Source organism: Microcystis wesenbergii FACHB-1317 (assembly GCF_014696875.1).
GTDB lineage: Bacteria > Cyanobacteriota > Cyanobacteriia > Cyanobacteriales > Microcystaceae > Microcystis > Microcystis wesenbergii_A.
Genome location: NZ_JACJQV010000160.1, coordinates 41,819 through 68,554 on the forward strand (window position 1 = coordinate 41,819; position 26,736 = coordinate 68,554).

Genomic DNA, 26,736 nt, shown 5'->3' on the forward strand with positions numbered 1-26,736 from the left:
GATGGTTAATCGCCCTAACCCCCCACCCCCCCAACCCCCCCGACGTCGGGGGGGCAAGGGGGGGTAAGATACCTGCCAAGAATAAAGAAAAATGGTATTACCCAGTGGCGATCGGTCGTCCGGGTTGGGAAACCCCGACGGGAGAATTTAGGGTGATTCAGATGGTGCGGGAACCAGTCTGGGAACATCCTTTCACCGGTCAACTGGTGCCATCGGGAAAAAACAACCCCTTAGGGGCTCGTTGGATTGGATTTTGGACTGATGGCGCGAATTTTATCGTTTTTCACGGTACAAACCCAGAAAATCTCATCGGCTGGGCCGTCTGCCACGGTTGCGTCAGGATGCGCGATCGAGATATAAAAGCTTTATTGGAAAAGGTACAAATCGGCACTTCGGTGATAGTAATCGCTCAATAGAAACAATGGAAAAAATGTCACATTTACCAACACTTTACCCGATGATGTCGAGAGAGCCGTCTTCAGGAGTAATTTAGATAGTCAACAGTTTAAAATGAAAGAAACTAAGCTAAGAGGATAAGCGGTGAATATTATTGAACTAATCGGGATCGTGGCGGGAATATTAACTACTGTCTCGTTTTTACCCCAAGTGATTAAAACTTGGCGTTATCGTTCGGCTAAGGACTTGTCCCTCACTATGTTTATTTGCTTTTGTCTGGGGGTTTTTCTCTGGCTCATCTACGGTATTTATATGAGCAGCAAACCGATTATTGTCGCTAATTTTGTTACTTTTATCTTAGCGGGGACAATTCTCTATTTTAAGATTAAATACGATTAAAATGACTGGCAATCCCTTGCGGCTGTATTTGCTCACGTCATGACAATTCTACAATTTATCCCCACATCTAGGGGCGAGGATAGGATTTTTAGGTTAATTTATTGTTAAGATGATCATTTTTGACCATTTAGACCAAATTTGGGGTCAAGAAACATGAGCGATCGCATCGAGTGGATTAATGCCCTATCAACCCGTCCCTCCCTAGAAGCGGCGGTGACGGAGGTAGTGGAAAAAGTGCAAGATAAGTTAGTCGGATCGGCAGATCTAGCCATAATTTTTATTTCTTCTGCCTATGCCAGCGACTATCCCCGTTTAGTTCCCTTAATCTTGGATAAACTCCCGGTTCCTGTCCTGATCGGCTGCGGTGGGGCGGGGATTGTCGGCATGGGTGACAGGGAAAAAGCGCGAGAAATCGAAGCGAGTCCGGCTTTAAGTCTCACCGTCGCCCATTTGCCTAATGTGGAAGTGCAGCCCTTCTATATCGAAGCGGCGGAAATGCCCGATCTCGACAGTTCCCCCTCTAGTTGGACAGAATTATTAGGGGTAGAAGCGGCCAAAAATCCCCAATTTATCCTTTTAGCCGATCCTTTTTCCAGTCGCATCAATGATCTGTTAGAGGGTTTGGATTTTGCCTACCCCGGTTCGGCCAAAATCGGCGGTTTAGTCAGTGGTGGCATGATCGAACGTTCTGGGGGTCTATTCTACCACGATCAACAAAAACCCCGTAATAGCTATCTCTATCGTCAGGGAACCGTAGGAATCGCCCTTTCTGGCAATATTATCGTCGAAACTATCGTCGCCCAGGGTTGTCGTCCCATCGGACCGATTTATCAGGTGAGTGAGGGAGAACGCAATATTATCATCTCCATGACCGGTAAAGGGCCTGATGGGACTCCCCAACCACCTTTAAACCTACTGCGGGATTTAATCCCCTCCTTAAGGGAAAAAGACCGAGAATTAGTGCAAAACTCCCTTTTTATCGGTATTGCTAGGGATGAGTTCAAAATGCAGTTGCGGGCCGGGGATTTCTTAATTCGCAGTGTTTTGGGAGTAGATCCTCGTCAAGGTGCGATCGCAATCGGCGATCGAGTTCGTCCGGGGCAACGGGTACAATTTCACCTGCGCGATGCCGAGACTTCCGCCCTAGATTTAGAATTACTTTTGCAAGCTTTTCCCCAAGGAAAACCTAATAGTTCAGAGGTACTAGGGGCTTTAGTCTTTTCCTGTCTCGGTCGCGGGGAAAATCTCTACGAAAAACCGGACTTTGATTCGGGTCTTTTTCAGCGTTATTTCGCCAATGTTCCCCTCGCTGGTTTCTTTTGCAATGGAGAAATCGGGCCGGTGGCCGGTCGCACTTTTCTACACGGTTATACCTCGGCTTTTGCCCTCTTTCGTCAGGGAATTTAAGGTTATACTAAATAGTTAGTACGCTAGGGAGTAGAACAATGGTAAAAGCCCAATCTTTCTCTGAGTCGGAGATTATCTATCCCGATAGTGACGGTAAACCGATGGCCGATAATACCAAACAGTTTCGCTGGATCGTGACGATCAAGGAAAATCTCGAATGTTTATTCGCAGAGAATGACCATGTGTTTATCGCCGGCGATCTGTTGTGGTATCCGGTCGAGGGGGATAATAAAACCTGTCAAGCGCCGGATGCTATGGTGGTGTTTGGCAGACCCAAGGGCGATCGAGGTTCCTATAAGCAATGGTTAGAAAACCAGATTGCGCCGCAGGTGGTCTTTGAAATTCTCTCTCCGGGCAACACTAAAGCGGAAATGCGCCGAAAATGGCAATTTTATCAGCGTTTTGGCGTAGAAGAATATTATCTCTATGATCCCGATGCTAATTATCTACAGGGTTGGTGGCGCAGGGGTGATCAATTGGAGATGATTGCCGCGATCGATAATTGGCAGAGTCCGCGGCTACAGATTCGTTTTCAACTGGAGAGTCCCCAGTTAGCTATTTTTTATCCCGATGGCTCGCGGTTTTTGACCACCCTAGAAATCAAGCAAAAAGCGGAATTAGCCGAACAGCAAGCCCAACAGGAACGCCAACGGGCCGAATTAGCTGAGGCAAAATTAGCCCGCATAGAGGCGCAATTACGGGCAATGGGGATTAATCTAGAGGAAAGCTAACGAGGGGCGGGAAGGACGGGATTTAACCACTGGAGAATCTCATCTTTGAGACGGGAATTATCCCGGGCAAGTCCCTGTTTTAACCATTGGCCGATCGCATCAAGGGGAGTAAATACTTCTCCGGTTTGCCAACTGACATCTTGACTCAAGGGAGTGAGATGATTGCCCGGGAGAGTTCGCAGGGTAATTAAATCATTAAAGCGTTTTTTTAGCAGGGGATTTAATACCAGAGATTGATCGATCGTGTCGTCTTGAAAACGGATTAAAAGATTGCGACGAATGGCATAATCTTGGAAAATTAACTCGTTCGTTTCTTCGGGAGAAGGGGTAAATTCGAGGTTAAAAGTGGTGTCAATTTGCAAAGGTTCGATAAAGGGAATAGCTCGACGAATGGGATAATTATTAAAGGAAATTAGGATATTTCCCTCCCGTTCGACTTCGTAGAGACTACCGATTAATAAATGTAGTTTACACCCCATACTGTGACCCAATCCGTAGATGGGGAGATAACCTTGGGGCAGACTATGATTCCAGCGCAGACGTTCAATAATATTATCAAAACGGTTTAAAACTGTGCGGGCGATCGATTTATGATCGAGGGTATTAACAAAGGGAGTAGCAACAATAGCGTATCCTGAATTACCAAGGCTTTCTAATAACCAACGATAGGTAATATTCGGGGCTGCCGCCACAAATGCCCCACCTAAAAAGTGAATGATACCCCGGGGACGACGGGGGAGAAAAACCCAATTACCTGCTATTTCTTGCCAATTCATAATTAGTTATCAGTTAATTAATAACTTAGGGTTCGCCGTCACTCACCAAATAAATACGGCTCTCCTAGACTGGTGATAGCCAATTAGTAGTTGAAATCAGCCTAACCCCTTAAATAGCCTGGAATCCAACAAAGCAAAAAGCTTTTTTTTATTAAAATTGCTTTTTTGAATTCTGGTTAGCCTTTTGGCAAGGCTTGCGTGGATTATTTTCTGCTAATATATCATAACTACTCTAGAAGAGCCATAAATACCACTTCAACTAAATCCTGTTTAAAAGGGACAGGAGATTAGCCAGAAATTGGCACCGCCGGATAACGATAACTGCTTGCCCAAGTTATAAAAGATCGGGATAAATAGTTCTAGGCCAGTTTTTTCTTAATAAAAGCCACTAATTGAGCCATTTGTCTCTTCATACTTGCCATTTCTGTTTGCATTTGGGAAATTTGGGCATGGAGAGTCTGAATATCGGTGGTATAATCCCCAGTGAGTTCCTCTAGTTTCGGGCTAGAAACTGTTGGTTTAGGAGAATACTGTTTGGCCTTGGCCATCGCTTCTTTAATTGCTTGTACCAATTGTTTTTGGTCAAAAGGCTTCTCAATAAAGGCAAAATGCTGGAAAGGTTCGGGGATTTTCTCTACTACCTCCTCTTTCCGTCCCGACATTAACACGAGGGGAATACTTTTGAGATTATCTTCGCTTTCGATTTGCTGAAACACCTCCCAACCGCTCATTTTCGGGAGAAGGAAGTCCAAAATAATCAAATTCGGGTTTTCAGCCCGGATGAGATGATAGCCCTCTAATCCGTCTTTAGCTTCGAGGAATTCAAAGTTACCCTCTGGTAACATATCGCGAATGTGCATCCTGATCGCTTTACTGTCATCGATAACGAGAATTTTATGATTTGACACGATAGACACCTTAGAAAAGAGACAATAGATAAGCTCGATGATTCGAGGGGGTATTGAGGGAAACTTTCGAGAAACAGATTCAGCATTCCCAAAAAACCCTTAGAAACTAACATACACTATAAAGAAAAAACCTCGGTTAATGTCCGAGGCTGCTGTTGTAGGAGAACTCAATGCCAAACAAAAGGGAGATACCAAGACCAAAGAGGTTTTTATCGGTAAATCACCTTTGTTGTCCCATTGTAACCCCTGTTTAAGCGTATCGGGAGGAAGTAGCACTTTTTAGGGCTAAATAACCTAAACCGAGACATAAAAGCGCATTTACGCCCAAAAATGCCTGAGCGCTCGTACCAGAACCTAACCAGATCAGAGTAGGATGGATAACAGCACTGATACCTAAAGTCACCGCCATGGCTAAAGTTACCCCCACCGCTAACCATTTGGCTTGGGGATGGCCCAAAAGCAGAGCAATCAGGACAAAGGGCAGGATAACACTGGCAAAAAGCGGATTAAGGGCAGAACTTCCCTGAATAACGCCTCCTAGGTCGGAAAGAGAACTCCCCATCACTCGGAAAGGCCATTGGGGTAAATCGAAGATATAAAGACCTCTGAGGAAAAATAAGCCAGAACTGCCAAAAATTAGACCAGCATTCAAAAATCCGTTCCAGGAGAAGGGAAAATAATTTCTCAGCCACCAAGCGAGGAGATAAGAACCCAAAACCATAGCCATTTTGGGTAAAACCGCCACCGCACCGCCATCAATCCAGAAACGGGGATTGAGATAACCGTTATCGCGCAACCAACGCCAAAAATCCCGGAAAGTAATCTGTCCTTTTAGGGCCAATTGTAGGGCATTGCCCGCGTCTAATTGTCCGGCGCCAAAATGATTAAAGGGATCATCATTGATCTTACGGGCCGACTGTTGCAAAACCTCTAAAACTGCATTGGGTTCTTTAATTCCCGCAGCCTTGATTAAAGCTACCACCCCAGCAACGTGAGGGGCCGCCATGCTGGTTCCCTGAAAACCGAGGAACGCCGGTTCCCCCCCCTTAGCGGGATCGATGGTTTCTTGGATAATTTTACCCGTATCGGAGCCGCCGGGGGCAGCAATATCGATTCCGGCCCCGAAATTAGAATAGGGGGCTTTATTTCCGGAGGCATCTACCGCAGAAACGCCGATAACGTGGGGAAAACGGGCAGGATAGGCGGCGGAATTATCATCGGCATTACCGGCGGCGGCGACGATTACCACACCTTTACTATAGGCATATTCGATCGCGTCTTTCATTACTTGGGTTTCGCCTCCACCCCCTAAACTCATATTGATGACATCGGCTTTATTATCGACGGCAAAACGGATCGCTTCGGCGATATCTGCCACGGTTCCCCCACCCGTCCCGGAAAGTACCTTGAGGGGCATAATTTTGGCTTTGTAGGCGATGCCGGCCACCCCGTAGTTATTATTGGTCGATTGGGCAATTGTTCCCGCTACATGGGTTCCGTGACCGTTATCGTCCTCGGCATTGCTGCGATCGTTGACGAAGTCGTAGCCTTCCACAAACTCGGTTTCTCGCAGATCGGGAACTTGTGATACACCTGTATCAATAACAGCGACGGTGATCCCTTCACCGTGATTTTCTTCCCAAGCGCGTTCGATGTTAATTCCTCGCAGGTTCCACTGTTTGCTATAGTCGGGGTCATTGGGGGCGATGAAAGCATGATAAATATAATCGGGTTCGATCGATTCAGTGTATTTTTTTAGGTCGGAATTGCGGAGAGTTTTCAGGAGTTTGCTATCTCCATCGACGGTGTAAAGATGTTCATCGATGGAAAAAATACTATTTAAACTGGTGGTTTTTCCCGCTTTTTTGTTGACAGTATTTAACTGCTCATCGAGGACGCTGACGGGTATATCGTCCTTAAAGTCGATTAAAATTGATTGATATTCGCCCCGATTTGCTAATCCAGTAAAGTTAAAGAGAGCAAATCCTAGACCGATAATGAATAGGGTTAACAATAAAAGTTTTTTCATAGATTTCCTGAGAATTGATCATTGCCAGCCAAGGTTTTTTTAGTTTCGATGAGAAAATCTGAGCGAAGTTCCCCTATTTTTGTCGCAGTTGAAGATAGAACTAACCAGTTACAAAAAAGTCACCTGTTGTTTATTTTCAGATCGATCGCCGATCGCTGTTAATTCCCGACTGGCAAAAATAGCTTCGTAGTGGCGATAATGTTTAAATTCGAGGAGATTATAGAAAGGATCCTCTAGAAAAAAGGTTTTATGCTCGGTTATCTCCCCAGTAAAGCGAGTTTTTGGTTCTAGATAAAATTTTAGTTGATTGACTCGCGCTTGTTCGAGAAGATTGTCCCAATCGCTGGCATCCGGCAGAATTAGACCAAAATGGCGAGGATAAATACTATTTTGGGGAGTAAGAGGCCTTTCGGTGACATGAGCGACTACCTGATGACCGGAGAAATTTAAGATAATCGCTTTCTCGGTTTCCCTTCCTGCTAAACAACCTAAACCATCACAGTAAAAGCTTTTAGCGGTGGACACATCAGTAATCGGAATAGCGAGATGAAAAATTGCAGGTTGATTCATAGCGATCGAGTTTATCCGCGCTCTACTAGGTTCTATTGTAGCGATCGAGGGGCGATTCTTCCAGGAATTTTTGAAAAAAATTGGCAATTACCTAGAGTTGGCTGAATAAATCTAAAAACCTTGTTGGATAATATCTTTAGGCTTTTTGACCTCAAAAAGTGCTGGCCTTTGGAGTAATCGCAGAGAAATTTTAGGCACTTTTTCCCTGAAAATTAGGTAATTGACCAGGGCGGTTCGACAAGCTCACCGTCCACTCGACTGAGCTTCGCCGAACGTCCTGAAAATCGATAAAACCCCACACCCCACACCCCACACTTCTGACTGTAGGCTTACCATTAAGTAAGCACTCATGACCATTTCCCACCATCTTGCAATTCGGCTATAGTCAGTTACTCGAAAGTCGGCCCAACCCAATTCATTTTTACTCTGTTTTAACCCGTACTCTACCCAGTTTCTTAGCCCATATAAGTTCCCCACATCTTTATACTTTATCCCTGGTACTTTTGTGATAATGTACCAGGTTGAGTTATCTAGTAAGGTTTCTTTGTTATCGGTAACTTGCCCATACCTTATTTCTCTTTTTTTGCCAAAGATAATCTCCCTTACATATCTTTTTTCCGTCTTTCCTGTGGAGAATACTCTCTCAAATTCTCGCCATTTATTAGATCTTACTCTTTGCTACGATGGTAGCCATACTCCGTGATTGCTGCGAATTGCCAGTACAAATTTTAGCTTTTCTTGATTTAAGATGCTAACAAAATTCTCATCGCTTTCCCCCTATTCGCTATCTGCTAATACTAGCTTAATCTTCAAGCCCATTTCTCTCAGTTTTTTAATGATTTCTCCTCCTATTTTTGGCTGGCTTTTGTCATCATCCCCTTCTTTTAATATCTCTCTTGGTTTATACAATTCAGCTATTAGAGTAAATGTCATTACTCTCAATAATACATAAGCCGTTACTGCTACAATTTTATTTTCAATTTTTTCCAGATTACCAATATATTGTCTCTTCACATAATCGGTGTTTTTTCCTTTCTTTTTATCCCCTGTTTCGTCGATAATGACCATTATGTTTTTCCCATTTACCAAATTCAGAATTGATTTTAATCTTCTATTTCTCAATTCTTCTACTGACCAAGATGCCTCGGTTAAAAAGTGATCTAATCCCTCGGCATCTTCTAACCCTACTACCTTCGCTATCGCTGGTAAAGTTTTCCTTTTTATATCTGAAATTATTCCCAGATGTAGATACTTAAAATATTCAAATGTTCTAACTTCTGGAAATAAATCTCTATAGTTTTCGCAGTAGTCATCAATGAATTTAACCGTTGGTTGGGCTGGGCGTGGCTTAACCATAGACCACCTCTCGATTTCAGGCTATATATCTTAATTCTATCTCTCCTAGAGTCCTGAAAGAGCGATATCTATCGTGATAGTTGGCATTAACTGTTTAAAGGTGTCCCGACGCACTTCTGTTCCGAAATCGTAGCCTAAAGTTCCTAACACATAAACGAGGTTTGAACGTTGACTAGGAGTAGTGCTTGCTTGACTAGCATTGATCAAGTTTGCAGAAACAGGGGTTGTTACAGCAACATTTGATCATACTTGATTAAGATTTGTGTTTCCATTAACTAGATGGGAATTGAGTTTTATTTCAGATTCCTTGACTAAGGGTTTTTTAATCTGTTCTAGGTTTTCAATTGCTTGTAATTCTTTTAAAAGAACTGTGGCTGTAGCCGGTCTTTTTTCGGGATCAAGGGCAATTGTAGCTGCAATTAAATTTTTAATGGGTAGTGGTGCATCAAGTTTTTGTAGTGCAGCTAAAACATCTTGATAATTAGACAATTCAACATCATTCAAACAATCTAACCCTAAAATGCCAAAAGCAAACACATCTCTAGTATAGCTGTTTAGCCCATTACCCGGTTCAGGAGGAACATAAATACCTCGCCCAGGTTTCAACAGAGAGACCAAGGTAATATTACTATTATCGTCATTGTCAATTTTCCTGGAAACGTTAAAGTCAGCAAGCTTGACATTACCTTTATTGTCAACAAGAATGTTTGTCGGATGAATGTCTCTGTGAAACGGTGACAAAATTCCAGACCTTCAAGAATAGGTAAGGCAATATTTACATAGAAGTCATGCCAATCTGTATGAGGATAAACTTGAAGATAATCTTCTAAATTCGCCCAATAATCCAGACTGTAAGAATAGTAACTGATTTATTTTTAGGAGTATTGATTGTTCCTATTATTACATATTTAGTACCATGTTCTGTAGTAATTACCTCAGTAACATCTTGATTTCTTACTATTTTTGACAATTCTTGTTCTCAAAACGTTACATTTTCTTCATTAAAAACGAGTTCACGAAAAAACTTAGCTTTTGATTTACCAACAGAGGGATTTTCCAAAAGTAAATAATCAATGAGTTTTTCAGGCTGAATAAAAGCATTTTCTCGATTAGTTAATGACAATTACTCTCAATCCTCAAAATATTTAGTTTCCAAGTTAGCAGTCTTTTCTTGTCAATAATTTTTGAGTGAATTTTTGTTAAGTTTTTGTTAAGCTTCCCTGCTTTTCCCTATAAGGTTTGTGCTAAAATCAAGAAAAACACTCTGGGTCGTCTCCTGCAAAATAAATTCCGATCGATAACAATCGCTTGAATAAATCAATTTAGTTTAAAGCATTTAAAACTAAACAAAAAAGCTAGTGCAAGATTTAAAGATTTAAACGATTTAGAAAATTTACCATAGATTAGACTTTTTTAGAGTCGCCATTTAGCGCAAAGCGCAAGTATCAAGAACAATTTTTATACTTCCGTCCATTCTTCAGTTGTTGGGGTAGTTAAATTTTCAAAATACTGAACTTTTCCTCGCATATTCTTCAACAATTCCGCCGTTGAATAACTTTTTTGATAGGGAGAAATTCTCGCCACTGGTTTACTCCCTTCTGTCACTAAAATTTCTTCTCCTTGTAACTCCACAATTGGCAACAATTCTAGTAAATTAGCTTTGAACTGAGTCTTGTCAACAGTTTTCATAAAAATTTTTCCTTGGTATCCTATTCCTGAATCTAAATCTTCTAGCACTGGTGAGCCAAGGAAAAGGGGAACCCAGAAGAGAAACAACCTGTACTCCCCTGCTCCCCCTCTCTCCTGTTCAAGAAGCTTCTCCAGTAACCGCTCAATGCTCGAAATCCTTATATAATAAGAATTATACAAGACTTGTCACACCCTCCAGCAAATTACCTGAGCGAGCAAATCTTGACTGATGCCCAAAAAAATCAGAGAATTAAAACAAATGCTCAAAAAAGCTGGATTTATTGATTTTCCGGGAAAAGGCAGCCACAACCACTGGTTACACCCTCTATATGCCTGGAAAATCACCCTATCGGGAAAAGACGGAGCAGATGCCAAACGTTACCAAGAACAAGAAGTCAAAAATGCCATTGAAGAGGTCAGGAGAAAAGAAGATGAAAAAACTTAAATATAGAATACTGATTCAGTGGTCTGATGAAGACAATTGTTATCTAGTTGGCTTACCCGACTTTCCAGGACAAAAATGGCGGACTCATGGTAATACTTATGCTGAAGCTGTGAAAAATGCTGAAGAAGTCCTAGTATCTCTGATACAACTTTATCAGAAATTAGGGGAATCTTTACCTCATCCTGAAATAACTAAAAAGAGAGAAATTTTGCCAAAATAAATTAACAAAACTAGAAGAATACTTAGAAGTTTACCCTACTCTCACCTATTGCTACCAGAACTATCCAGGATACCGAAAGAAAGATTGTCATTGCGAGGGGAGATTGAGAGATTCTCCCTTTTGGGGAAAATTAATCCCTCCCCGAAGCAATATCTCAAAAGTTTTAGTTGTTCTGATTGGTAATAAATTGATGAACAAGCTCAACTTTTAGATTTAATTCCCGTGCAATTTGTTCTTCATTAAGTCCCAACCTAACCAGAAGGGGAATTGTTTCCAATTTTCCTGCAAATTTCCCTTCAAGTTTCCCTTCAAGTTTTCCCTCTTCCTTAGCTTCTTGATCAAACTTGGTTTGTTTCCATTCCGTGAGATTAAACATAGCTTCTAACTCCTGGCGACTTTTCTGCGGAAATTTGTAGATAATAATATTCTCGATTAACTCGATAACATTTCTTTGAGTATTAGGGTCAATAACCTGTTGGTGGGTTTGCTCAATCAAGGATTGAACTTGTTTTGGTGCTTTTTTGGCGCTGATGACGATAAACTGGAGGATACTGATCCCAAGAGATGATAGATGGAATAACTTGAGATTAGCGCCTATTATTCTCCCCAACATCTATTCTTCCCTTCTTTTAATTTTCCTTGGCGCTCTTCCACATTTCTTCAATAATTTGACCAATCACATCTTTCGATGAATGCACAAAAAATACCTCGTCTCTGTGGGCTAAAAATTCAGGCAATTACTCCCTATGCTCGCGCTTGGTCGCAACAGCGATCGCTGGTGGAGGCGAGAATTGCTAATCCCGACTTACCCGATATGTTGCTCCTACTGGAACATCCCCCCGTTTACACCCTCGGTACCGGTTCAGATATTAAGTTTATTAAATTTAATCTTGACAAAACCGATAAAGAAGTGTACCGAATCGAGCGAGGAGGCGAAGTTACCTATCACTGTCCGGGGCAGTTAGTGGGCTATCCGATCCTCAATTTGCGCTATTATCGGCAGGATTTACACTGGTATTTGCGACAATTGGAAGAAGTCATCCTGCAAACTATCGCTATTTATGGATTGTCGGGGTCAAGAATCGGGGGCTTGACGGGGGTATGGGTAGAAGGGTATAAAATAGCGGCGATCGGTATTAAAGTTAGTCGTTGGATTACCTATCATGGTTTTGCCCTCAATGTTTGTCCGGATTTAAGCGGTTTTGCCGAGATTATTCCCTGTGGGATTACTAATAAACCCGTGGGCAGTTTAGAGCAGTTTCTGCCTAATATTAGTCTTAGGCAAGTACAGCAAGATTTATCGAGGGTTTTCGCTTCAGTTTTCGGTGTGGAATTATTTTCTCTTGACAAGGATTAATATGAGCGATCGCAAAGACCCAGAAAAACTCACCGCGGAAAATAGGGCTGATAACCCCGAAAATAACGGTAAAGCCGGTTTATCGGCCCCCGATGCCTCCGAATACGTCTCCTCTTTATCTTCGCGTAATCCTGTGCGTCAGCGCATCCTAGTATTAAAAGATCTTCGGCCGGGTAACGCGGGGTTATTACTGGCCCCCCTGATGCTGATGACCATCGGCCTCGTCTTTAGCTGGGACTGGTTAGGCTTTTCTGGGGCGATAGTAGCGATATTGATATCTTTACAGGTGATTTTGCCCTCTATTCGCCAGTGGATCGCCCATTATCTCACTCCCTCTGAACGTCAGACGGTTTTCGCTTTTATGGTTTTTATAGCTGCTCTGGCCGGATTAGGGAAATATTTAGGAGTTTACGAGCGCATATTGCGATGGTTAGACAGTTTTAAATACGATGAGTTCGGTTCCTGGGCCGAGTGGGTGGGGGCTTTGGGACAGATTATGATCGCTGTGTTAGCCGTCTATGTGGCCTGGGAACAGTACGTTATTTCTAAGGATTTAACCATACAACAAAATCGCATTACCCAACAACAGACGATCGATTCCTATTTTCAGGGCATTTCCGATCTAGCCTTGGATGAGGAGGGATTTTTAGAAGATTGGCCCCAGGAAAGAGCGATCGCAGAAGGTCGCACCGCTTCCATCCTCAGCAGTGTCGATGCCTCTGGAAAAGCAAAAATACTGCGTTTTTTGAGTCAATCGCGGCTATTATCACCGATTAAACGCGATCGTTATCTAGGCCGACCGATTCTAGACGGGGAAGGAGGTTATGCGGAGGATCGAGAGTTCGGTACAAGAGTAGTACAATTGGGGGTAATGTTAGCAGGGGCCGACATTTCTGGGCAGGATCTGCGCTGGACGGATTTAAGCGAAGCGAATATGGTGCGGGCCGATTTAAGTTATAGCGATTTGGTGAAAGCAAATGTATCGCGGACAATTCTCTACGAAGCTAATTTAAGAGGGGCAGATATGAAAGGGATGCGTTTATTTTATGGTTCCCTAGAAAATGCTACCCCCCGCAGTCGTACCGTTCCCCCCAATTATGACAGCGGAGAACACACGGGAGCAGTGGTAGAAAATGTCAATTTTACCGGGGTGAAAAACATGAGTGAGGAACAGCGTCACTATTGTTGTCGTTGGTGTGGGGAAAAGTCCCGCGCAACTATTCCGGGGGGATGTGCTGATATTGCCAATCTTTTGGGTCGTTAACGGAGGCGGTCGGCAGGGGGCAGTGTTATAATCAGTGGTATTCATGGTCAATAATTCCCACAAATTTATGAATCAAAAAGTCGTTATTCTTGCCACTGCTTCCGCTAGTTTATTAGCCCTAGCAGTTACCACTAACTCCGTACAAGCTGCCCCAGAGTCCTTTCATCCTAGTTTCAATACCGAGAACTTAGGTGACATGATTATCGGCAAGACAACTGGGGAAGAAAATCCGATTTTTCGTCATCTTAATTGTAGTTGTGCCACCTGCACGCAATCCCTTAACTCCTCACTCAATTGATAATTTTCCGCCCCAACGATCCTGGGGGATAAAAGTCCGCTCTAGATTAATTTTTGCCACGGGTTCTGTGAGGGTAAATTCTCCCGATTCGATCAGTGCTTTTAATTCTAAAGCGGCTTCCCGGGACAGGGAAATACTGGCCAAAGGAGCCACCCTAACACTTTTTCCCTCGATCATAATCCGACCGCTTTTTAGTTTAGCGTAGGTGATTAAACCAAAGGTAGGACGGACTCGCCGGGGAATAGAAAAATCCACCACTGGAGCGACAATTTCCTCATCTTTTACCGCACAATGTCGAACTATTTCCTCGCTTAAAATTGGAATCGGTACTGCTACCCCTAACATTAAAGAAGCCCCATAATTTTTGAAATAACAACCTCGCACCCAACGAGAATTCATTTGTTTAGCATCACCAATTAAGGCTAAGGTGGAAGCCGGTCCAATAGGAGTGCGATTTTGTAGGCGTTTTTGCAGGGGAAAATGTTGGGTTCCTTCCCAGGCAATATAACCGATTCCTCCTCCCAAAAAAAGGCGCGTACCGATGCCTATAGCCTCTAAATCGGGGTCATTTAACAGGGGAGAAATTGCCCCGGGGTTAGAATAAACCGCATTACCTAATCGCGGCTGTAGGGGTCCTAAATAAGTATATAAAGTCCGCTCTCCCCCATTGACTCCGACGATAAAATTTTGGTAGAGATTGCGAGGATTAAAAAGATAAAATTGATTGATAGTCTCCTTAGAAATAATCGTTTCAAAAGAAGCACGAGGATAACAATCGGTGGCCTGGCCGACAGCACGCAGTTGAATCGATTTTCCGGCGATTAAATCCTCAATAATATGTCCGCCGCCCCTTTCGGGATTTTCTCCCTCTAAATTCTCATTTTTGGCCGCTAGATCACTAATAGCACTGGCTCCTAAATATAAATCCACCGCCCCAAAACCAGCATAAGCAGGAATCCCATCTAACCAACATTGACGAATTTTTATCGGCGGATCCGTCTGACCTAAATTAATAATTGCTCCCGAAGATTCCATCGGTTCAAAGGTTCCCGTACAAACCACATCTACTTGGGAAAAAACCTCCTTAATTCCCATCTCGCTCACGCGGCTTTTTAATTCCTCTACTGTCCAGACTACAGCCGTTTTTTTAGCGATCTTGTCGTTGATTTCAGCGATTGTTCTCATAAGAAAAATTGGTCGGATGGGGGTTAGGGAGCTTTTTGCTGTTATCAGTCAACAGTTATCAGATGTGAGTTTTCAGTGAGTGGTATTAACTGAGCAGTATTAAATGGCGGTGACAGTGCTGTCTTTTCACTGATTACTGATTACTGATTACTGATCACTGTTATAAGATAAATAAGGGAAAATTTACGATCGAAGCTTTTCTATGACAGTTACACCCGTTCCGGCCTCCTTTAATCCTGTTTCTGGTCTAGTTAACCGTATTCTCGGCATAAAACCGCTTTTTGACATCGCTCGCTATCAGGCGCGCAATATGATGATTAAAAGAGCCGAAAAACTAGGCGTACCTTGGCGAGAAACCGTCAAACAATGGCAGCAACGGGATTGGAGTCAGGAACTGCAAGCGGTAGAAAATCCCGATCTCGTCTATCCCGAATACTACGTTTGTTCTTTCCACGCTTACGAAAAGGGCAATTTAGACTGGTTGCCAGCTTTTGAGGTAGAATCTGCCGCCTATGCTGTCCATTCTACCATCTGGCCCGGGGCGGGGATGGACGGCGACCCGCGATTGCGACGGGAATATCACCGGATATTAAAGGAGCAAATCAAGGCAGAAATTAACGATATTGTCGATTTAGGCTGTAGTGTCGGCATGAGTAGCTTCGCACTGCAAGATACTTATCCGCAAGCGCGGGTAACTGGGTTAGATCTCTCTCCCTACTATTTAGCCGTTGCCCAATACCAAGCTCAACAAAAACAAAAGACGATTCAATGGCAACACGCAGCCGCAGAAAAAACTCAATTACCTAGTCAGTCCTACGATCTGGTATCGTCGTTTTTAATGTTCCACGAACTACCCCAACAGGCTACTAGAGAAATTTTCGCCGAAGCGCGTCGTTTATTGCGATCGGGGGGTTATTTGACGCTGATGGATATGAATCCGCGCTCGGAAATTTATCGAAAAATGCCCCCTTATGTCCTCACCTTACTCAAGAGTACCGAACCCTATCTCGATCAATATTTTACTCTCGATATCGAACAGGCATTAGTTGAAGCTGGGTTTCAAGCACCGATCATCACCCCCACCAGTCCCCGACACCGGGCGATTGTTGCGCGGGTTTCCGAATCATAATTTTGAGGTAATCAATGAAGATAATTTTTCGTCAAAGCTGGACAAGGATATTAACTATTGTCCCCCTCTTTCTGTTAATTTTTGCCAGCAAAACCCTTGCCCATCATGCCATGGCAGGGCAAACTCCCGATAATTTTTGGAATGGATTTTTATCGGGTTTAGCTCACCCGGTTATCGGTTTAGATCATTTAGCTTTTGTGGTGGCTAGTGGTTTAATTGCTGTGGGGATGGAGCAGGGTTTATTAATTCCGATCGCTTTTGCGATTGCCACTTTAATCGGTACGGGTATTCATTTACAGGGAATAAGTTTACTTTTTCCTGAAGGGATTGTTGCCCTTTCTGTGGTGATTTTTGGCGTGATTTTAACCCTGAAAAAAGGGTTACAAAATCATTCTAATCTCTATACGATCGCTCTGGCAACTTTGGCAATGATTGCGGGAATTTTCCACGGTTATGCCTACGGAGAATCAATTATCGGGGCGCGAGTTGCCGCTTTAGTTGCCTATTTAATCGGTTTTACCGTCATCCAATTAGCGATCGCATCTGGTGCTTTTTTCCTTGGCAGTGTCATCAAGGAAAAATTAGCCAAGCAAGCGACTCTAATTAGTAAGTTCATCGGATTGGCAATTATGGCGATCGGTACAACTTTTTTAGTGGGAATTAAGTAAATTAATCTCGGTGGGGCTAATTATTAATGGCTCTCTTGAGGTTATGGTGATCAGCAAATCCGATCGAAGAAAGGGCGTACATATACGCCCCCACCAATCAGAGCAGGTGCAATCTAGGGGCGCAGCATCGATAGTTTGATCGCAGATTGTTTGCAGATTGTCTAGAGAGTCTGTAGGGTGAGCATTGCTACTGTTTACTGTTCACTGTTCACAGCAGAAAACTCCCCACACCCCATACCCTGCCCCCACAAAAAACTTTTTGCCGCAAACCCTAAAATAGAGCCAAGGAAGTTAGTAGAGAGAGAATGCTATTTTGCCAGCTATGAGCCAAACCTTACCTAAAACTGTTAATTTCGAGGAATTCGTCCCTTGGCTGCCTGAAAATTCTGGAGTACGTTATGAGCTACACAATGAAAATATTATTGAAATGGAACAACCCGCAGGAGAACACGAGGAAATCAAAGGATTTTTAACTGTTAAACTCAGTGGAATAATTGATAGACTGGGGCTTCCTTATTCAATTCCTAACCAAGCGATTGTCAGACCTGCTGGTAAAAACTCTGGTTATTTTCCCGATGTATTAGTGCTAAATCGAACCAAGCTCGCTCAGGAAAAATTATGGAAAAAAGAATCAATTATTAGTGAGGGTGCATCTATCCCTCTGATCATTGAAGTTGTATCGACTAACTGGCGTGATGATTACTACTTAAAATTTGCTGATTATGAAGAAATGGGTATTCCCGAATATTGGATTGTCGATTATGCAGCCTTGGGTGGGCGTAATTTTCTCGGCACTCCTAAACAACCGACCATCTCTGTTTGTCGCTTAGTTGAGGAAGAATATCAAATTCGGCAATTTCGAGACAGTGATCGCCTAATTTCCCAGACTTTCACGGAATTAAATCTCACTGTCAATCAGATTTTCTTAAGTCTGTAGGGTGTGTATCGTCCACCTTACTCTTTTCGCTTTTTTCTTCAGTTTGAGGGGTTGATTTTGCCGCTTAAAATCCGCAATTATTGCCTTTATTTGCTCCATATGCTTGGGTTTTAAGCCATTAATCTCAATTTATTTTATCGCTTTCGTGTTCATGTTCTCAAGGTCGTTACTAAGAAAAGATCGTAAACTAAGACGCATTTTAAATGATAGAAATTTGGGGATCCCTATTTATTTTTTTAGTCTGTCCCATCATCGGGGGACTGCCTCTGATCGATTGGATAAATTATCTAGTAACTGGACGTAAATTATCCCAATTAGGTACTGGTAATATCGGTGTAACTGCCGCTTTTTACCATGGGGGTAAATTAGTGGGAATTTTGGCGGTAATTTCGGAAGCAGCCAAGGGAATTATCGTTATTTTCCTAACCCGTTGCTTTTTTCCCACCGGCTCCACTTGGGAATTATTAGCTTTAATTGCCTTAGTCATGGGGCGCTATTGGTTAGGAAAAGGTGCAGGAACGACTAATGTTTTCTGGGGATTAATCGTTCACGATTTTGTCGCTGTTTTTCTCACCTCAATTATCAGTGGGATTAGCTTTACTATTTTTCGAGAAAAATCTACGGGTAGATTGGTAGGATTATTTTTATTAGCTTTTATTCTCACCTTGCGCCGTCCCCACGATTCAGGTTATATTATAACTGCCATTGCTTTAGCCTGTTTATTAGGGGCAATTTTTCAAAAAATCGCCGACGATTTAGACTTACCTGAAGCAAGTGTTAACAATGAATCAAAAACTATGTTTCGTTTTTTTCGTGGAGATCGATCAATCCAAACTCTTGATGACAATCTGGCAGCTTCCAAAGTGGGACAAAAGGCCGCCACTTTAGCCGATCTTAAGCGTGCCGGTTATCCCATTCCTAGGGGTTGGATTTTACCACCGGGGGATGATCCACAACCGTTAATAGAATCTCTTAATCCTGATATTAATCATCCCTTAGTCGTCCGCTCTTCCGCTATTGGAGAAGATAGTGAAACCGCTTCATCTGCCGGACAATATACCACAATTCTTAACGTCATCGATCAAGAAAATTTAGCGGCGGCGATTTTAAGTTGCCAAACCTCCTATAATAGTCCTAATGCTGTCAATTATCGACTCGATCGAAGACAAGAAAACACGGCCATGGCTGTGTTAATCCAAGAACAAATTCGAGGAGTTTTTTCAGGAGTTGCCTTCAGTCGTGATCCGATTAATCCTCTCAGTTTAGATGTAGTTATTGAAGCTTTACCCGGAGATGCCACCAGAGTTGTATCGGGAAGAATCACCCCCGAAAGTTATCGAGTTAATTTAGAAGAAAATATCATCATCGGAGTGGGAGATATTCCCCCGGCTATTATTCAACAGGTAGCTAATCTTTGTCGGCAATTAGAAAACCTTGATCATGGCATTCCTCAAGATATAGAATGGACTCATGACGGACACAAATTATGGTTATTACAGTGCCGTCCTATCACTAATTTACAGCCAATTTGGACAAGAAAAATCGCGGCTGAAGTTATCCCCGGGGTGATTCGTCCTTTGCCTTGGTCAATTAATCGCCCCTTAACCTGTGGAGTTTGGGGAGATATTTTTCGGTTAGTTTTAGACAAAAAAGCCCTCGATTTGGACTTCAATGAAACAGCGACTTTACACTATCAAAGAGCCTATTTTAATGCTTCTTTGTTAGGAACCATTTTCCGTCGCATGGGATTACCTCCAGAAAGCTTAGAATTCCTGACCAAAGGGGCAAAGTTTACCAAACCACCTTTAACGGCAACCTTGGCTAATTCCCCCGGTTTATTAAAACTTTTAGGACGGGAATTACAGTTAGAAAAAGACTTTAGCCAAGATCAAAAAACCTATTTTATCCCGACGCTCGAAAAAATTAACGCTACTTCCCTAGAAGCTTTATCTTCAGGGGAGATTTTAGAGCAAATTGAGGAGATTTTAACCGTCTTAAAAAAAGCAACCTATTATAGTATTCTTGCCCCTCTTAGCTTCGCCTTGCGTCGCAGTATTTCGCAAGTACCTTTTGAGAGATTGGATAACTCCCAAGCACCAGAAATAGCCTCGATGCGATCGCTATCTGAACTGAGAAAAAATACGCTCGATCGAGATTTTGACTCAGCTTTTTCCCTCTGGTTAGAAACCTACGGTTATTTAAGCGAAGTGGGGACCGATATTTCCATACCGAGATGGCGAGAAAATCCCCCATATCTGCTACAACTACCCTTAGATATTCTGGGCAATAATAGCCATAAAAAAGTCAAATCTTCCCACAATGTCCAAAAAAGATTAAATATCAAAAACCAGGTAACTGAAATTTACTCCCGTCTTTTAGCTCACCTACGCTGGCATTTTCTCGCTTTGGAAACCCTCTGGTTACAGCAGCAAATATTATCGGAGACGGGAGATATATTTTATCTAAATTACTCAGAAGTTACCCAGTTAGGTCAGAATAATAAAATCGCTAATCTTAAGCAGATTATTCGTCAGCGTCGCCAACAATTCCAAGAAAACTACCAATTAACCGATATTCCCTACGTCGTTTATGGACAACCCCCAAAAAGAGAATTTTTAGTCTCAAATTTAACTACAAAAAAACGCTTACAGGGAATTGCCGCTAGTGGGGGGACAGTGGAGGGACGAGTCAAAATTATGCACACCTTACAAAATCTAGAAATTGCCCCTAATACTATTCTCGTTATTCCCTATACTGACTCAGGATGGTCCCCTTTATTATCCCGGGCTGTGGGCATTATTGCCGAGGTGGGGGGACAATTATCCCATGGTGCTATTATTGCCAGAGAATACGGAATTCCGGCGGTTATGGATGTGCATAATGCCATGAAATTGTTAAAAGATGGTCAATTAATTCGTCTCGATGGCAGTCAAGGAATTATTGAAATTCTCTAGGCATTAGGGGACAGGGTGTGGGGTGTGGGGTGTAGGGTGTAGGGTGTAGGGTTTTCCCGATTTTGAGGAGGTCAATTACCTAATTTTCAGGGAAAAAGTCCAGGGATTTTCCCCCCGATCACTCCCATATCTGGTACTTTTTGATTGACAAAAGGTCTAAAAGTGTTACCGAACAAAGTTTTCAGATTTATTCAGCAAACCTTATCTAATGCTAAATTCTGTTTAAGAAGAGCGCCGGAGCGGGAAGTGGGAAGTGGGGGAGTGGGGAAGTGAGGAAGTGGGGAAGTGGGGAGAATAAATAAAAATAATCTCCTGTCTCCTGTCTCCTGTCTCCTGTCTCCTGTCTTCTGTCTCCTGACTTCTAACCCCATGTTGGTTAAAGATAAGCAAAAATTATTTATTTACTCCAAAAACTTGAGAATATTTAAATTAACATTTCGCAATATTTATAAATTCTTAAGAATTAATTGAGAAAGATTTTTATTTAACAACGATGTTATGCCGGTTACAGCGATTTGATAGAATTTCAGAATGGGGCATTCTATGCTTTTTTGAGCAGCAAAGGTTGAAACCCTTGCCACACCTAGAAGGTAATCCCAATTAAGACAGGTAAATGAGTTAATTTCACCCACAACGATGATCTTTTTTTTGTGTAGTTTTATTGCAAAAAAAAAGTTTTTTTGACAAAAAGCACAAAGTATGAATTATGAAGTGGGGAAGTGGGGAAGTGGGGAAGTGGGGTAGTGGGGTAGTGGAGCATTTGGCTGAAATTTCCCTAAACCCCTAAATCCCTATCTCCCGACGACCGGCTACTGACTCCTAACCCCACGAAAAACTTTTTGCCGCAAACCCTACTTAACATCTTCCCCAACAGCCAACCCCTAAAGCTCCTTTTGCCGAGGTTATCTGCAATTTTCCAATAAAAACCTTCTTTCGGCGCGAACAATTGCCTCTCTAGTCGCTAAAACTGCTTCTGTATCCACCGAAAGAGAAGTCACACCCCAAGCAATCAGATCATCGATAAGTTCAGGATACTGGACGATGGCCATGCCGCAAACCGAACAGGGAATCTGTAAAACTTTTGCTTGAGTGATAATTTGTTTTAAAGCTGCCCTGACTGCGGGATGACGGGCGTTAAAATATTCTGAGAAATGTTCTCGATCGCTGCCTAAAAGTAATTGAGTTAAATCATTAGTACCAATAGCGATTAACTGTACCCCTGCTTGCACATAATCCCTCAATTGAAAGATTACCCCCGGTACTTCCACCATTATCCCCAATTGGAAAGAAGGGACTTGAGTGAGTAAAGCCGATTGTACCCGTTGCCGGCAAAAAATAAATTCTTCAACCCCGCGGACAAAGGGAAGCAGTAAATTAATATTGGTGGCGCTGGTGGTTTGTACCCGTCGTAAAGCTTGCAATTCTAGATCGAATAGAGTCGGATCTAAAATATAACCATGGGTTCCCCGACTGTCTTTAGCCGAATGTTGAGCATCAAAAGAACGGTAAAATAAAGGCTTAGGCTGGATACTAAGGGCAAATTGTGCGATTAAATCACTTAATCTCTCGATCAATGCTTCTTGATGCTCTGGTGTTAACCATTCTTCTAGATTACGCTGAGAAAGTAAGTCTAAAATCATCCATTCTGAGCGCAATAAACCGATCCCATCAATAGGCAGATCTTGGATTCTGGCAATACTTTCAGTTTGACTGAGATTAACCATCAAACGGGTAGCAATTGCCGTCCCGTCGGTTTCTCTGGGGGGTGGTGGGGGCAAGGAAATCTGTTCCTGAGATGCTAGAGAAATAATTCCCCTCGTACCATCTACTAAAATTATCTCGCCTGAGCGGATAATTTCTGTGGCATTTTTCACCCCGACAATAGCAGGAATGGCTAATTCCCGGGCTAAAATGGCTCCATGGCTAGTTAATCCCCCCTGTTCCGTGATCATTGCTCGAATTTGGCGTAAATGGGGCAGTTTTTTCGGAGGTAAATTAGTAGTAACCAAAATGCAATCCTGAAAATTTGCCTCTGGGGAGTCGAAATTGCTGATCACTTTTGCCACTCCCGATGCTAACCCCGGGGATGCCCCTAATCCTCTTAAGGGATAATTGGAGGTAGTGGGGGTGATTTCCTGACTGTGACAGTTGAGAATATAAATTTGACCATCCAGCATCATCAGCCATTCTATGCTGGTTAAGCTGGGTTTTTCCGCCAGTAGAGATTGAACCAGTTGACAAAGGCGATCGAGGGCGAAATTATCTAAACAGTAGCTTTCCTGTAAACTGGGTGCTAATAATTGTGGTGCAAGCAGATTACTGTCACTATTGAGATAATAAGCCCTGGATTTATTGCCTAATTGCCGACTGCGTAATTGACCAGAGCGATCGATAGTATAGGTATCTGGTGCCACTTCTCCATTAGCTAAACTGTGTCCTAATCCCCAAACCGCCTGAATTTGCCAGTTATCCTCATTAATCAGCACATTTCCCGCACAATTGGCTGGTAATAACGGTTGTACCAGTAAAGATAATTGAATGTTTTCTAAACCAATTCCCATTTTTCGCCAATAAAATAGACTTCTGGCGTTGAATAACTCCGCCCAAGCTTGTTTTAGGGCATTTTCTAGATTATCTGCTTTAATTCCACTGATGGGGGCGGAAAATAAACCGAGAGTTCGCCGAGCCAGATGAGCAGGTAAGGAAAAGCGCCATACTAGGGTAGCCATGGATAATTGTGCCACGGCCGCCGTTAGTTCTTCTAACCAGAGAGGAGGAATTTGCGCTTGTAAAATGGCCCGCCGACTCTCTTTGGCGACTAATTGCAGAGCTTTGGCGTTATCTACGTCTAAATAGAGGGAAGATTGCGGAAAATCAGTCAGGAACGAGTCAGTATTGTCGATAGTTTCCAAAAATTCCGCAAAAATGCGGTTAAAAATGGCAAATCCCCTGATAATTGGGTATCCTCGCTGGTGTAATTCACTGGCAATAAAAGCTTTTTCCCCCACCAGGGGGCGATCAGAAGCACTAATGCGATCGAGCCAGCAGAGAATGGTCACGGGATTTGTTAAGAATGATGGAAGGATTGTAAAATCATTGTGTGATTTTTGTCGCTTTTTACTTCTACCTGCTAGTGTAACTCAGCGTCACTATCTTGAGGATGATCTGGGAAGTGGGGTGTGGGGTGTGGGGTGTGGGGTGTGGGGTGTGGGGTATGGAGAGGGGAGAATAAATAAAAGCAATCTCCTAACTCCTATCTCCTGACTACTGACTCCTATCTCCTGATAGCTGATAAGATAGGATTCGGACAATATTCGATCGCTGCGAGAAATTCATGGACACACCTGCGAAAGTTTTGTTAGTGGATGACGAACCGGGGGTTCGTGAATCTGTGCAAGCATATCTACAGTACGGGGATGACTTCCAGGTAAGAACTGCTAGTAATGCTAACGAAGCCTGGGATTTACTCAATCAAGAAATTCCGGAATTAGTTATCTCTGATATTATGATGCCGCAGGTGGATGGCTATCAGTTTCTGAAGAAATTGCGCGAAGATGCTCGTTTTCAGACAATTCCCGTGGTTTTTCTCACCGCAAGGGGGATGACGAGCGATCGCATTCAGGGTTATAATGCTGGTTGTGATGCTTATCTATCCAAACCTTTCGATCCCGAAGAATTAGAAGCATTAATCAAGTCTTTAATCGAGCGCCGTCGTCAATCCCTGCAAGCCACCAGCGAAAACGCTAGATTAGAAGAAATTGCCCGAGATATCCGGGAATTAAAACAGCAGGTGGGACAACAGAACACTTTTACTACCACTCCCCCCCCGATTAAAGTTGATCTTACCCCCCGGGAACAAAGTGTTTTAGATTTAGTAGCGGAGGGATTGATGAATAAAGAAATTGCCAGTCGTCTAGAAACCAGCGTCAGAAACGTAGAAAAATACGTCAGTCGCTTATTCAGCAAGACTGGTACTAATAGTCGCACGGAATTGGTACGTTTTGCCCTAAAACACGGTCTAACCAGTTAATATAGCAGCTAAGGACAAAGTAGCAGGCCGGAGTGTCAATAACTGACGATGACAAGCAACTGAATTACCGATGGAAAACAACTTTGGCAGCGAATCACCCCCAGAGATAATTTATGTTTGTTTTTATAAATGCACGTCATCAGCTATCGAAGACTACGAGAATTTACGAATAAACACGCTGATTCTCGAATAGCTTTAGAGAATTGGTATAAAATTGCCAGTCAAGGGATTTGGTATAATTTAGTTGAGGTTCAAACAGTATTTCCTAAAGCAGAAGCAGTTGGTAACTTTACTGTTTTTAACATTAAAGGGAATAGTTATCGTCTCATAACCAGTATCGATTATCAGAAGCGGCTAATTTATATCAAGTATGTTTTAACTCACGCTGAATACGATAAGGAGCAATGGAAAAATGACCCTTACTTTTAATCCAGAAAAATACAAAGAATTACTAGCTCGCCATTTACCTAAAGTTATTAAAACAGAGGCAGAAAATGAAAAAGCTTTGGCTATTGTGGAAGAATTAATGCACCGTCAGCAGCGAACTCCCGAAGAAGATGAACTTTATGAGCTTCTAATTTTTTTAATTGAGAATTTTGAAAAAAGCTTTTATCTACAAGAATTAACCACGCCTCATTCTATGTTATTGTTTTTGATGGAACAGCAAAGCGTTAATAAGAAAGACATAGCCAGAATCCTTGGCTCTGACAAAATTGCCTCTAGTTTAATTGAAGGAAAAGGGTCAATTACCCAAGAACAGGCGAAATTATTAGGACATTTCTTTCATGTAGATTATAGTTTGTTGATGTAGATGCGACTCCTTTATTTTGTTAAGCTGTTAAAATTGCCAAAACAAGCCAAAACTCTTCACTGTTTCCTTGACTCAACTAGCTTGTCGGTTGGGTTGAGCGATTTAATACTTAGGAGAAAACTGCTCGATTCAATAATTTGAGCCAAAACCAACATTTTTACTCAAAATGACCAGCAAGAGTACGCAATTCTGTTCCCATTGCTACCTCCCAAATTTTGATAGTATTGTCACTACTCCCACGACAGTAATTGCTGTTTCTCACAGTACCCAACAACGTCTCGTACATCGCTAGGATTTTGAAGAATTACCGTCTAACCCAGAAGTGGAAGTGGAAGAAATGAGCCTAGATAGCGGTAAGGTACGACTAATACCATTTTTCTTTATTCTTGGCAGGTATCTTACCCCCCCTTGCCCCCCCGACGTCGGGGGGGTTGGGGTAGGGTTGATTCATTTAAATTAAGTACAGCGGATTTTGAGTCAATAAATTTGAATGAAAATTCTCAAGTTTATCTTTTTCTAATCAAAAGAGTTAGTGACAATAACTAATCTTTAATCCTCTGCCAATATTGATTATGAATAAATTGATAAAGCTTGTTCCCAAGCCACTAAAAGCCTATCTCTCTTCAAATTTTCTGAGAGTACATCCTGTTAATTTAGCTAATTTTTCTGCTTCTTACGTCGATAAAACTATCAGTTTTTCCCAACGTTCAGCTAACCACCTCTGTCCCTCTGTTATTGAGAGAAAACCCAAACCTCTGAAAAGATTCAATCCTATAGTTGTGAGAATTGACCAATTGCTGGCCGCTTGAAAATCACTTATCTCGCTTTTATCTTCCTCAAAAATTACATCTTTTACCCAATGTAACTGATTTTCTATTTTCCAATGTCCTCGAATAATTTTAGCAAATACTTGAGCGGATTCAGTTAGGCTACTGATATAGTAAGCTGTTTCTTCATAGGTTTTATCCCCGCGACTACCCCTTCTTTCTACTTTAATAACTCTTCGCAGATTTTCAAATCCTTGTCTTTCATTTTTCCTCACTTTAAAAACTTCTATTTTTCTGGATATTTTTCGACCATGACTATTATCTTGTTCAAGAAAACAACTTTCTGGCTTTGAGGAATTACTCAGGTCTTGTATTCGCTGATAAAGATTTTTCTGATTTCCTTTAACTGT

General features: G+C 42.3%; 26 protein-coding genes and 4 pseudogenes. 17 read left to right on the forward strand and 13 right to left on the reverse strand.

Annotated elements, in window-relative coordinates:
* Nucleotides 1–68: 68 nt before the first annotated feature.
* From H6F92_RS14345 to H6F92_RS14360, 4 genes are all read left to right on the forward strand, one after another.
* Nucleotides 69–416 carry a L,D-transpeptidase gene (locus H6F92_RS14345; protein ID WP_416338801.1) on the forward strand — a complete coding sequence of 116 codons (348 nt, stop codon included), beginning with the start codon at nt 69–71 and terminating at the stop codon, nt 414–416.
* Between the two features lie 124 nt (nt 417–540).
* Nucleotides 541–795, forward strand: coding sequence for a SemiSWEET transporter (locus H6F92_RS14350; RefSeq protein WP_002743903.1), 255 nt, complete (start codon nt 541–543; stop codon nt 793–795).
* A gap of 153 nt (nt 796–948) precedes the next feature.
* Complete coding sequence (locus tag H6F92_RS14355; RefSeq protein WP_190358447.1) at nt 949–2,202, forward strand: FIST signal transduction protein; 1,254 nt, start codon at nt 949–951, stop codon at nt 2,200–2,202.
* 38 nt (nt 2,203–2,240) lie between these two features.
* Nucleotides 2,241–2,933 carry a Uma2 family endonuclease gene (locus tag H6F92_RS14360; protein WP_190358448.1) on the forward strand — a complete coding sequence of 231 codons (693 nt, stop codon included), beginning with the start codon at nt 2,241–2,243 and terminating at the stop codon, nt 2,931–2,933.
* Here H6F92_RS14360 and H6F92_RS14365 read toward each other — a convergent pair.
* The 9 genes and pseudogenes from H6F92_RS14365 to H6F92_RS14405 form a co-directional block, all read right to left on the reverse strand.
* Nucleotides 2,930–3,709, reverse strand: a complete 780-nt coding sequence (locus H6F92_RS14365) for a DUF1350 family protein (RefSeq protein ID WP_190358449.1) — start codon at nt 3,707–3,709, stop codon at nt 2,930–2,932. The genes H6F92_RS14360 and H6F92_RS14365 overlap by 4 nt on opposite strands.
* 359 nt (nt 3,710–4,068) lie before the next feature.
* Nucleotides 4,069–4,617, reverse strand: a complete 549-nt coding sequence (locus H6F92_RS14370; protein ID WP_190358450.1) for a response regulator — start codon at nt 4,615–4,617, stop codon at nt 4,069–4,071.
* Between the two features lie 250 nt (nt 4,618–4,867).
* Nucleotides 4,868–6,646, reverse strand: a complete 1,779-nt coding sequence (locus H6F92_RS14375; RefSeq protein ID WP_190358451.1) for a S8 family peptidase — start codon at nt 6,644–6,646, stop codon at nt 4,868–4,870.
* Between the two features lie 108 nt (nt 6,647–6,754).
* A complete protein-coding gene (locus H6F92_RS14380; RefSeq protein WP_190358452.1) occupies nt 6,755–7,216 on the reverse strand; it encodes a VOC family protein in 462 nt (153 codons plus the stop codon).
* Between the two features lie 315 nt (nt 7,217–7,531).
* Nucleotides 7,532–8,533, reverse strand: a pseudogene (locus tag H6F92_RS26085) (IS701 family transposase); the annotation flags it as partial.
* 84 nt (nt 8,534–8,617) lie between these two features.
* A complete protein-coding gene (locus tag H6F92_RS14390; RefSeq protein ID WP_190358473.1) occupies nt 8,618–8,779 on the reverse strand; it encodes a hypothetical protein in 162 nt (53 codons plus the stop codon).
* Between the two features lie 36 nt (nt 8,780–8,815).
* Nucleotides 8,816–9,313 carry a protein kinase domain-containing protein gene (locus tag H6F92_RS14395; RefSeq protein WP_190358453.1) on the reverse strand — a complete coding sequence of 166 codons (498 nt, stop codon included), beginning with the start codon at nt 9,311–9,313 and terminating at the stop codon, nt 8,816–8,818.
* An 85-nt stretch (nt 9,314–9,398) separates the two neighbouring features.
* A pseudogene (locus H6F92_RS26815) lies at nt 9,399–9,695 on the reverse strand (DUF6883 domain-containing protein).
* Nucleotides 9,696–10,030: 335 nt separating this feature from the next.
* Nucleotides 10,031–10,261, reverse strand: coding sequence for a type II toxin-antitoxin system Phd/YefM family antitoxin (locus H6F92_RS14405; protein ID WP_190358454.1), 231 nt, complete (start codon nt 10,259–10,261; stop codon nt 10,031–10,033).
* 229 nt (nt 10,262–10,490) lie between these two features.
* Here H6F92_RS14405 and H6F92_RS14410 point away from each other — a divergent pair, with 229 nt between their 5' ends.
* Nucleotides 10,491–10,706 carry a type II toxin-antitoxin system HicA family toxin gene (locus H6F92_RS14410; protein ID WP_190358455.1) on the forward strand — a complete coding sequence of 72 codons (216 nt, stop codon included), beginning with the start codon at nt 10,491–10,493 and terminating at the stop codon, nt 10,704–10,706.
* Nucleotides 10,693–10,926, forward strand: coding sequence for a type II toxin-antitoxin system HicB family antitoxin (locus H6F92_RS14415; protein WP_190358456.1), 234 nt, complete (start codon nt 10,693–10,695; stop codon nt 10,924–10,926). Before H6F92_RS14410 ends, H6F92_RS14415 begins: the two co-directional genes overlap by 14 nt.
* 163 nt (nt 10,927–11,089) lie before the next feature.
* Here H6F92_RS14415 and H6F92_RS14420 read toward each other — a convergent pair whose 3' ends face one another.
* Nucleotides 11,090–11,539, reverse strand: coding sequence for a DUF2887 domain-containing protein (locus H6F92_RS14420; protein ID WP_190358457.1), 450 nt, complete (start codon nt 11,537–11,539; stop codon nt 11,090–11,092).
* Nucleotides 11,540–11,614: 75 nt separating this feature from the next.
* Between H6F92_RS14420 and lipB the strand changes: the two genes are divergently transcribed.
* From lipB to H6F92_RS14435, 3 genes are all read left to right on the forward strand, one after another.
* On the forward strand, nt 11,615–12,283 hold the full coding sequence (lipB, locus tag H6F92_RS14425) for a lipoyl(octanoyl) transferase LipB (protein ID WP_190358458.1): 669 nt from the start codon (nt 11,615–11,617) through the stop codon (nt 12,281–12,283).
* 1 nt (nt 12,284) lies between these two features.
* Entirely contained in the window at nt 12,285–13,547 is a 1,263-nt protein-coding gene (locus tag H6F92_RS14430; protein WP_190358459.1) for a pentapeptide repeat-containing protein, read from the forward strand.
* Nucleotides 13,548–13,614: 67 nt separating this feature from the next.
* Nucleotides 13,615–13,845, forward strand: coding sequence for a hypothetical protein (locus H6F92_RS14435; protein ID WP_242030142.1), 231 nt, complete (start codon nt 13,615–13,617; stop codon nt 13,843–13,845).
* On the opposite strand, the gene H6F92_RS14440 is transcribed toward H6F92_RS14435, so the two are convergent.
* Nucleotides 13,834–15,030 (reverse strand): homocysteine biosynthesis protein, encoded by a 1,197-nt coding sequence (locus H6F92_RS14440; protein ID WP_190358461.1) that lies wholly within the window; start codon nt 15,028–15,030, stop codon nt 13,834–13,836. The genes H6F92_RS14435 and H6F92_RS14440 overlap by 12 nt on opposite strands.
* A gap of 202 nt (nt 15,031–15,232) precedes the next feature.
* On the opposite strand from H6F92_RS14440, the gene H6F92_RS14445 reads away from it, so the two are divergent.
* The 4 genes from H6F92_RS14445 to H6F92_RS14460 all read left to right on the forward strand — a co-directional run bounded on the left by H6F92_RS14445 (nt 15,233) and on the right by H6F92_RS14460 (nt 20,718).
* Nucleotides 15,233–16,159, forward strand: a complete 927-nt coding sequence (locus H6F92_RS14445) for a class I SAM-dependent methyltransferase (protein WP_190358462.1) — start codon at nt 15,233–15,235, stop codon at nt 16,157–16,159.
* Nucleotides 16,160–16,173: 14 nt separating this feature from the next.
* Entirely contained in the window at nt 16,174–16,827 is a 654-nt protein-coding gene (locus H6F92_RS14450) for a HupE/UreJ family protein (protein ID WP_190358463.1), read from the forward strand.
* A 322-nt stretch (nt 16,828–17,149) separates the two neighbouring features.
* Entirely contained in the window at nt 17,150–17,764 is a 615-nt protein-coding gene (locus H6F92_RS14455; RefSeq protein ID WP_190358464.1) for a Uma2 family endonuclease, read from the forward strand.
* A 203-nt stretch (nt 17,765–17,967) separates the two neighbouring features.
* The gene (locus H6F92_RS14460; protein WP_190358465.1) at nt 17,968–20,718 is read left to right on the forward strand and encodes a glycerol-3-phosphate acyltransferase; all 2,751 of its coding nucleotides are present in this window, start codon (nt 17,968–17,970) and stop codon (nt 20,716–20,718) included.
* Nucleotides 20,719–21,620: 902 nt separating this feature from the next.
* Here the strand turns inward: H6F92_RS14460 and H6F92_RS14465 are convergent.
* Entirely contained in the window at nt 21,621–23,777 is a 2,157-nt protein-coding gene (locus tag H6F92_RS14465) for a putative PEP-binding protein (RefSeq protein ID WP_190358466.1), read from the reverse strand.
* 275 nt (nt 23,778–24,052) lie between these two features.
* Between H6F92_RS14465 and H6F92_RS14470 the strand changes: the two genes are divergently transcribed.
* From H6F92_RS14470 to H6F92_RS14485, 4 genes and pseudogenes are all read left to right on the forward strand, one after another.
* Nucleotides 24,053–24,748, forward strand: a complete 696-nt coding sequence (locus tag H6F92_RS14470) for a response regulator transcription factor (protein WP_190358467.1) — start codon at nt 24,053–24,055, stop codon at nt 24,746–24,748.
* Between the two features lie 129 nt (nt 24,749–24,877).
* Nucleotides 24,878–25,177 carry a type II toxin-antitoxin system HigB family toxin gene (locus tag H6F92_RS14475; protein WP_002745122.1) on the forward strand — a complete coding sequence of 100 codons (300 nt, stop codon included), beginning with the start codon at nt 24,878–24,880 and terminating at the stop codon, nt 25,175–25,177.
* On the forward strand, nt 25,161–25,559 hold the full coding sequence (locus tag H6F92_RS14480; RefSeq protein WP_190358468.1) for a helix-turn-helix domain-containing protein: 399 nt from the start codon (nt 25,161–25,163) through the stop codon (nt 25,557–25,559). Before H6F92_RS14475 ends, H6F92_RS14480 begins: the two co-directional genes overlap by 17 nt.
* Nucleotides 25,560–25,800: 241 nt before the next feature.
* A pseudogene (locus H6F92_RS14485) lies at nt 25,801–25,926 on the forward strand (ISKra4 family transposase); the annotation flags it as partial.
* 306 nt (nt 25,927–26,232) lie between these two features.
* On the opposite strand, the pseudogene H6F92_RS14490 reads toward H6F92_RS14485, so the two are convergent.
* Nucleotides 26,233–26,736: pseudogene (locus H6F92_RS14490) on the reverse strand (ISAs1-like element ISMae8 family transposase); the annotation flags it as partial.

Excerpts from the sequence above, each read along its gene's own strand:
- lipB (WP_190358458.1), top strand. The coding sequence starts at position 11,615 with ATGAATGCACAAAAAATACCTCGTCTCTGTGGGCTAAAAATTCAGGCA.
- H6F92_RS14355 (WP_190358447.1), top strand. The coding sequence starts at position 949 with ATGAGCGATCGCATCGAGTGGATTAATGCCCTATCAACCCGTCCCTCC.
- H6F92_RS14365 (WP_190358449.1), bottom strand. The coding sequence starts at position 3,709 with ATGAATTGGCAAGAAATAGCAGGTAATTGGGTTTTTCTCCCCCGTCGT.
- H6F92_RS14405 (WP_190358454.1), bottom strand. The coding sequence starts at position 10,261 with ATGAAAACTGTTGACAAGACTCAGTTCAAAGCTAATTTACTAGAATTG.
- H6F92_RS14470 (WP_190358467.1), top strand. The coding sequence starts at position 24,053 with ATGGACACACCTGCGAAAGTTTTGTTAGTGGATGACGAACCGGGGGTT.
- H6F92_RS14420 (WP_190358457.1), bottom strand. The coding sequence starts at position 11,539 with ATGTTGGGGAGAATAATAGGCGCTAATCTCAAGTTATTCCATCTATCA.
- H6F92_RS14380 (WP_190358452.1), bottom strand. The coding sequence starts at position 7,216 with ATGAATCAACCTGCAATTTTTCATCTCGCTATTCCGATTACTGATGTG.
- H6F92_RS14430 (WP_190358459.1), top strand. The coding sequence starts at position 12,285 with ATGAGCGATCGCAAAGACCCAGAAAAACTCACCGCGGAAAATAGGGCT.
- H6F92_RS14410 (WP_190358455.1), top strand. The coding sequence starts at position 10,491 with ATGCCCAAAAAAATCAGAGAATTAAAACAAATGCTCAAAAAAGCTGGA.
- H6F92_RS14360 (WP_190358448.1), top strand. The coding sequence starts at position 2,241 with ATGGTAAAAGCCCAATCTTTCTCTGAGTCGGAGATTATCTATCCCGAT.
- H6F92_RS14440 (WP_190358461.1), bottom strand. The coding sequence starts at position 15,030 with ATGAGAACAATCGCTGAAATCAACGACAAGATCGCTAAAAAAACGGCT.
- H6F92_RS14480 (WP_190358468.1), top strand. The coding sequence starts at position 25,161 with ATGACCCTTACTTTTAATCCAGAAAAATACAAAGAATTACTAGCTCGC.
- H6F92_RS14415 (WP_190358456.1), top strand. The coding sequence starts at position 10,693 with ATGAAAAAACTTAAATATAGAATACTGATTCAGTGGTCTGATGAAGAC.
- H6F92_RS14455 (WP_190358464.1), top strand. The coding sequence starts at position 17,150 with ATGAGCCAAACCTTACCTAAAACTGTTAATTTCGAGGAATTCGTCCCT.
- H6F92_RS14450 (WP_190358463.1), top strand. The coding sequence starts at position 16,174 with ATGAAGATAATTTTTCGTCAAAGCTGGACAAGGATATTAACTATTGTC.
- H6F92_RS14460 (WP_190358465.1), top strand. The coding sequence starts at position 17,968 with ATGATAGAAATTTGGGGATCCCTATTTATTTTTTTAGTCTGTCCCATC.
- H6F92_RS14435 (WP_242030142.1), top strand. The coding sequence starts at position 13,615 with ATGAATCAAAAAGTCGTTATTCTTGCCACTGCTTCCGCTAGTTTATTA.
- H6F92_RS14475 (WP_002745122.1), top strand. The coding sequence starts at position 24,878 with ATGCACGTCATCAGCTATCGAAGACTACGAGAATTTACGAATAAACAC.
- H6F92_RS14375 (WP_190358451.1), bottom strand. The coding sequence starts at position 6,646 with ATGAAAAAACTTTTATTGTTAACCCTATTCATTATCGGTCTAGGATTT.
- H6F92_RS14445 (WP_190358462.1), top strand. The coding sequence starts at position 15,233 with ATGACAGTTACACCCGTTCCGGCCTCCTTTAATCCTGTTTCTGGTCTA.